Source organism: Sphaerospermopsis sp. LEGE 00249 (assembly GCF_014299995.1).
In the GTDB taxonomy this organism is placed as follows: Bacteria; Cyanobacteriota; Cyanobacteriia; order Cyanobacteriales; family Nostocaceae; genus Sphaerospermopsis; species Sphaerospermopsis kisseleviana.
This window is the reverse complement of record NZ_JACJUZ010000062.1, coordinates 24,080-30,774: the sequence shown is the minus strand read 5'-3', so window position 1 is coordinate 30,774 and position 6,695 is coordinate 24,080. Positions and strand designations below refer to the sequence as shown.

Here is a 6,695-nt window from a genome sequence, read left to right as displayed (position 1 = left end):
ACCTGCTATATAAAACCTAGACAAAACTAGACTTTACTTTCTACTTCAACGGGAGCATGGGAGCAGTTATCCCTCAGTAGACTTTCACGCCTTAGCCAGACGCGATTGTGTTCCAATTAAGTTTCTGAAAAAGACTACCACCATCATTGCTTGGTTTTCGCGTCGGCAATAGTCTCAATTCAATACTTGATATCACCGTATTATATATCAAGTAGTTGATTTTTTCCTAAAAATATATTGATTTTTGTCAATACAAGTATAGTTTTGTCTATGAAATTGTCAACTTAGGACTTGCTCTTTCCCAATCACCAATTACCAATCACCAATCACCAATCACCAATCACCATCTACTTGATTTTGTGCTGCTATCAAGTTGGTTTTTAGGTCTTCCCAGTTGACTTGTGAGGTGGGTAGGTTGGCAACAATTTGACCTTGCTGGAGATGCAATACACGGTTGCTAAATTCTTGGGCAATGTCAAGTTGATTGTTTACCATCAATATCGCGGTTTTAAGGGGTTGGGAAGGGTCTTGAACTGGTTGGTTGAGGACGTTTGACAAAAGGGAAGTTTGTGCGGGGTCTAGGGCGGAAAAAGGCTCATCTAGCAGTAAAATTTGGGGTTGGATAACTAAAGCACGAGCGATCGCAACTAATTGTTTTTGACCTGCGGAAAGCTGTACTTGGGTACGTCCTAACCAATTTTCAGGAATTTGTAGTTGTTCTCTCCAATAACTAACTTTTTCCTGAATTTGCTGCTTTGGAGACTTTCGCAAAATTAAAGGATAAGCTATGGCTTCCCCAACTGTCATCCCCAAAAGTTTAGTTTCTTGGTGTACTAATGTTACTTGTTGACGTAGCTGGATAATGGGAATTTGGTGATATTCCTGATTTTCCAGATAAATTTTACCACTGGTGGGTTCGGTTAAACGGTTGATGAGTCGCAGAAGGGAAGTTTTACCAGCACCGGAATGACCGATAATTGTCATGCGATCGCCACTAAAAACTTCAAAGGAAATATCCTGTAAAATTGGATATCCTGGTAAATTATTTCTAGCTTGACTTTTGAGCTTTGTAAATAGATTAATTTGCTCTAATTTGAGCATGGTTGACAGTTGACAGGTGACAGTTGACAGTTGACAGGTGACAGGTGACAGGTGACAGGTGACAGTTGATAGTTGCTAGGAAAGCGTCTTTAAAAATTACCAATTACCAATTACCAATTACCAATTACCTAAAATAGCTGTATTAATAGTCCAAGCATCTACTAATAATAATAAGATAGTACAAAGAAATAAAATCATATACATCCAAGGTTGAGATAAAGGACGAACATCGGTAGTATCAATACCTGTTTTTGCTTGGACAAAATTCACCAAACGGTTAAAACCAGCAACACGCATAGGTAATAAATATGCTTTTCCATCGTGACTGAGGAAATAATAAACTAAACCTCCTTGACCGGTGCTGCGGGGTTTTAAACTTTTAATATCGGACCAAGATAGGGACCAACCTTTACGAAAGAAGGAGGGAACCCATACAGGATAACTAACTTTTATTTCCTGATCATTTACAGTTACTCTTTCGGTTAATACTGCATATAATACCACAAAACCTATTACAATTCCTACCCATAATAATATTGGTGGTGTGGGTGCTTTGGTGACTTCTGCTAAAAATGGTAGGGGAACTGTTAACGCTATATATAATGTTAACAATGTAATTCTAATCAGGGGAGAAAGACGAAATGTATTGGTTGTATTGTTGGGTAGGTTGCTTGTCATTGTTCGATTTTCATAGTGTTTCTTTTTTATTATACAGCATTTAGGAGTCAGGAGTTCAGAAGTTCAGATTTTCAGAAGTTTGATTTTGGGAAAGTTCGGTTTTTTTGAAGTTCGATTTTTCAGAAGTTCAGATTTTCGGAAGTTTGATTTTGGAAAAGTTCGGTTTTTGGGAAGTTCAGATTTTTCAGAAGTTTGATTTTGGGAAAGTTCAGATTTTCAGAAGTTTGATTTTTGGGAAGTTGTAATTTTTCAGAAGTTCAGATTTTCAGAAGTTTGATTTTGGGAAAGTTCGATTTTTCGGAAGTTCGATTTTTGGGAAGTTGTAATTTTTCAGAAGTTCAGATTTTCGGAAGTTTGATTTTGGAAAAGTTCGGTTTTTGGGAAGTTCAGATTTTTCAGAAGTTTGATTTTGGGAAAGTTCAGATTTTCGGAAGTTTGATTTTGGAAAAGTTCGGTTTTTGGGAAGTTCAGATTTTTCAGAAGTTCAGATTTTCAGAAGTTCAGATTTTCAGAAGTTTGATTTTGGAAAAGTTCGGTTTTTGGGAAGTTCAGATTTTTCAGAAGTTCAGATTTTCAGAAGTTCAGATTTTCAGAAGTTTGATTTTTGGGAAGTTCAGATTTTGGGAAGTTGGGATTTTCAGAAGTTCAGATTTTGGAAAAGTTCGGTTTTTGGGAAGTTCAGATTTTTCAGAAGTTTGATTTTTGGAAAGTTCAGATTTTGGGAAGTTGGGATTTTTGCAAGGTGCAGTTTTTCAGAAGTTCGGTTTTTGGGAGGTTCGATTTTTTGAAGGTGCAGTTTTTGGGAAGTTGGGATTTTTCGGAAAGTTTGATTTTCAGAAGTTCGGTTTTTGGGAAGTTGTAATTTTTCAGAAGTTCAGATTTTCAGAAGTTTAATTTTGGAAAAGTTCGGTTTTTGGGAAGTTGGGATTTTTGCAAGGTGCAGTTTTTCAGAAGTTCGGTTTTTGGGAGGTTCGATTTTTTGAAGGTGCAGTTTTTGGGAAGTTGGGATTTTCAGAAGTTCAGATTTTGGGAAGTTGGGATTTTTCGGAAAGTTTGATTTTTGGGAAGTTCAGATTTTCGGAAGTTTGATTTTGGAAAAGTTCAGATTTTGGGAAGTTGGGATTTTCAGAAGTTCGGTTTTTGGGAAGTTGGGATTTTTCGGAAAGTTTGATTTTCAGAAGTTTGATTTTTGGAAGTTGCAATTTTGAGAAATTCGATTTTTCGAGAAATTCGATTTTTGGGAAGTTTGTAATTTCAGAAGTTCAGAATTTCATCAGTTTTTTATTAAATCACCCCTTACCCATTATCAATTATCAATTGTCAATTATCAATTATAAATTTCATCTTCATTTCATATAAGGTTGTCATTTTAAGAGTTGAACAGTATTTAACTCCTGAAATGCTTACCTACTCTCAAAACCCAACCCTAAAAAACAGTTTACCATCATCCTTGCTGTTTGCAAACGTTACCGAAGCATTGGGTAAAGTTCCCATTGTGCGGTTAAATAAAATCCATCCTCATTGTCAACATCATCATCTATATTTAAAACTAGAATCTTGTAATCCTGGTGGAAGTATTAAAGAAAAAAACGCCGCTTACCTGGTTCACGAAGCAGAAAGACAAGGTTTACTGCGTCCCGGTGGTACAATTGTTGAATCTAGTTCTGGTAACTTTGGTATTGGTTTAGCTATTGTTGGTGCAACTAAAGGTTATCGGGTGATGATTGTTATTGATGCAAAAACACCTGTAACTATGCGGCGAATGCTTACTGCTTATGGTGCAGAACTCGTTGAAGTTCCTTTAAATGCTGCCGATGCTCAAGGTTCAATGCAGGTAGCGAGAATGACAAAAGCTCAGGAATTAGCCGCAAATATACCTGGCGCTTGGTATCCATGTCAACATAAAAATCCTCTTAATACTGATGCTCATGAAATTTGGACTGCGAGGGAAATTGTTGACGCTTTTGGAGGTGCGCCTGATGCTATAGTTATAGGTGTGAGTACAGCCGGTCAATTAGGGGGTATTAGTCGCTACTTTAAAACATATTATCCCCAAACTCGAATTATTGGTGTTGATGTCGCTGGATCGGCTATTTTTGGTACTCCCAGACACCCCTATAAGATGACTGGACTGGGTTTATCCTTCGTTCCCCCCAATTTTGACCCCCAGGTGTTAGACGCTGCTTATAGCGTCAATGATGCTTTGGCTTTTTCTGTCTGTCATGCTTTGGCTAAATATGAGGGTATGCTTTTAGGTGCTTCTACTGGTGCTATTGTTGCCGCAGCTTGAGCTGATACTCAAAGATTTAACAAGCCTCAAACTATGTTGTTACTAAATCCTGATCGGGGCGATCGCTATCTAGAAACAGTTTACAATACCGATTGGTTAACTGCACAAAATATTCACATTTTACAAAGTGACGATCTGGTAATAGCTATTTCTCAGCTTTATCCTGTACCTTTGGATCTTGTTAAATCGCAGGTTAGTTTTAAAATTTAAATATTTTTCCTCACGCAAAGACGCAAAGACGCAAAGAGTAAAAAATGAAGTTAGAAGAATATACATCTAAAAATATAAGTTTAGGGAGTTTATGGCGGGAATTTTTGCCTTTATCCCTGAGTGATGTGACTATGGCCTGTGGTGATCCGATGATGACTACTACTTTAGCTTATCTTCCTGATGCTCAGGTTAATATAGCGGCTGTAGGTGCGGCTAAGTCTTTGGCAATCTTTTTTGAAAGTCCTATTATTATGATCCTTCACGCTGCTAATGCTTTGGCTGGATCACAAAAATCTAGGGCAGCATTATGGCGTTTTACTTTGTTTGCTGGTGTAGGACTCAGTTTTTTATTAGGTTTGTTGGGAATACCTATCATATTTAATTCTGTTGGTGCGAGTTTGTTGGGTATTCCTTTGGCAATGTTGGCTACAGTCAGTCAAGTATTATTAATAGCTTGTGGTTGGCCGTTTGCGATCGCATGGCGGCGTTATTTTCAAGGTTTATTAATTTACCACGGTAAACCCCGTGCGTTAGCTATAGCTAGTATTTTCAGGCTTTTAACATTGGCTTTAGTTCTAGGAATTGGTTTTTTAATACAACTATCTGGGGGTATTTTAGCAGGAATAGCTCTCATTAGTGGGGTGATAGTTGAAGCTGTAGCTGTAACATTTTTTGCTTATCGCAGTGGAGCAACGATACCCCCAGAAACAGAAACCAAACCTGGTTTACCCCAAAACTTAGCCCAGGTATGGAAATTTTATTTCCCCCTAGCAAATACAATGATGGTAGTTTGGGGAGGGAGAGCGATATTAATTAGTATTCTTGCCCGCGCTCAAGATGCTACAATTGCTATTGCTGGTTGGTCTGCTGCGTGGGGTTTGGTGTTAGTAATTGCTAATTCTACCCGCATGGTACAACAAATGGTAATTAAATATCGCCATCAAGTGAGCGATCGCCAACTTTTGACTTTTGCTATTAGCGTGGGTGCAGTTTGTTCGACATTATTATTATTGATGAGTGTAACACCCATAGGCGATCGCATAGTTCAAAGTTTTATCGGTAATGATCTTACCCTTGCAAATAGCATCAAACCTGTACTTTTAATATGTGCCATTGTGCCATTATTTGTAGCTTTGCAAAATGCCACACAAGGCTTTTTAGTCAGTGAAAATCGTACAGGTCATGTTAATCTATCCACATGGTTAGCAACAGGAACTTTATTAATAATTGCCAGTTTAGCTATTAATAAAGGAATGAATGGAGCAATAGCCGCAGCTATAGCTATGATCACATCAATGATAGTAGAAATTACTTGTTTACTGTGGAAACGAGTGGTAAAGACAGCGTAAAAGTAGAACCATGATCAACCTGACTTTCTACTTCTAATTTACCTTTATGAGTTTGGGTAATGACCAAAGCAATAGCTAAACCCAAACCCGAACCCCCAGTATTTCGAGAACGATCAGCCACGATAAAACCTAAATCTTTTTCATCTTCAACTAATATTAATCGCATAGAAACTAAAAATTAAAAATCAAAAATCCTCAAAACCAAAAGAATATAAAAATAAACATAGCCTCCCGAAAAACTCTCTGTAAAACTCTTACCTTTGTGTCCTTTGCGTCCTTTGCGGTTCAATCATATCAAGCCTAGCATAATTTTTTATTGTCATGGTAAATACTTTTGTACAACAGTCCAACCAGTCAAAGAAACCCAAGTAAAACCAAAGAAAAGAATCATATTCAAAGTAATATGTAAAGGTCTAGCCCAAAATTGACCTGTACTAATTTGAGTTGCACTAAAAGCAGAAATTAAAACCAAAATTACCACAGATAAACCAGCGAATAAATGTGAAGAATGACCCAAAGAACCAAAATGTCCTAAAGTCCCCATAATACCAATAAATAACAATAATAATACCAAACTTACCATAGTCACACCAATAAAATAATGAAAGTTTTTGACTATATTATTCACCCGTGGTAAAACCACACCAATGGGAGAACGTCCAGTATTTCTAACTTGCCATAACCAAAAACCAGACATTGCTAAAATAACATAAGCTAGAATCGCTAAACCCATAGACCAAGCTGCTATTTTCCACAACCATAAAAAAGAAGGTAAGTTCATAGTCAAAAATTAAAAGTCAAAAAACAGGGAACAGGAAGATATGGAGATGGGGAAGAAATTTTTATGAGATTGGAGTTGACACGAACAATCCAAAATTCAAAATCCAAAATAAATAAATCCTGCCTCCTCAATATAAAATACCACAGATTGACGAGGAAGTGTACACTCGGTGCATTTGTGAACGGCTGAATGCTTACGGTAAAATTCTTAACTTATTCCCTATTCCCAATTCCCAATTCTCCAATAAAATAAAAAAGGCTGCTGATTTCAGCAACCCTCAAATTTA

General features: G+C 37.1%; 4 protein-coding genes and 2 pseudogenes. 2 read left to right on the top strand and 4 right to left on the bottom strand.

What is annotated here, in order from left to right:
- Positions 1–333: 333 nt before the first annotated feature.
- The gene (locus H5968_RS18820; protein WP_187041183.1) at positions 334–1,101 is read right to left on the bottom strand and encodes an energy-coupling factor ABC transporter ATP-binding protein; all 768 of its coding nucleotides are present in this window, start codon (positions 1,099–1,101) and stop codon (positions 334–336) included.
- A gap of 117 nt (positions 1,102–1,218) precedes the next feature.
- Positions 1,219–1,779 carry a hypothetical protein gene (locus H5968_RS18815; protein WP_187041182.1) on the bottom strand — a complete coding sequence of 187 codons (561 nt, stop codon included), beginning with the start codon at positions 1,777–1,779 and terminating at the stop codon, positions 1,219–1,221.
- Positions 1,780–3,178: 1,399 nt separating this feature from the next.
- Here H5968_RS18815 and H5968_RS18810 point away from each other — a divergent pair.
- A pseudogene (locus H5968_RS18810) lies at positions 3,179–4,279 on the top strand (PLP-dependent cysteine synthase family protein).
- A gap of 44 nt (positions 4,280–4,323) precedes the next feature.
- Positions 4,324–5,628 (top strand): hypothetical protein, encoded by a 1,305-nt coding sequence (locus H5968_RS18805; protein ID WP_187041181.1) that lies wholly within the window; start codon positions 4,324–4,326, stop codon positions 5,626–5,628.
- Here the strand turns inward: H5968_RS18805 and H5968_RS18800 are convergent.
- Positions 5,588–5,746: pseudogene (locus H5968_RS18800) on the bottom strand (ATP-binding protein); the annotation flags it as partial. The gene H5968_RS18805 and the pseudogene H5968_RS18800 sit on opposite strands and share 41 nt — an antisense overlap.
- Before the next feature lie 201 nt (positions 5,747–5,947).
- Positions 5,948–6,409, bottom strand: coding sequence for a DUF4079 domain-containing protein (locus H5968_RS18795; protein ID WP_187041180.1), 462 nt, complete (start codon positions 6,407–6,409; stop codon positions 5,948–5,950).
- Positions 6,410–6,695 lie beyond the last annotated feature (286 nt).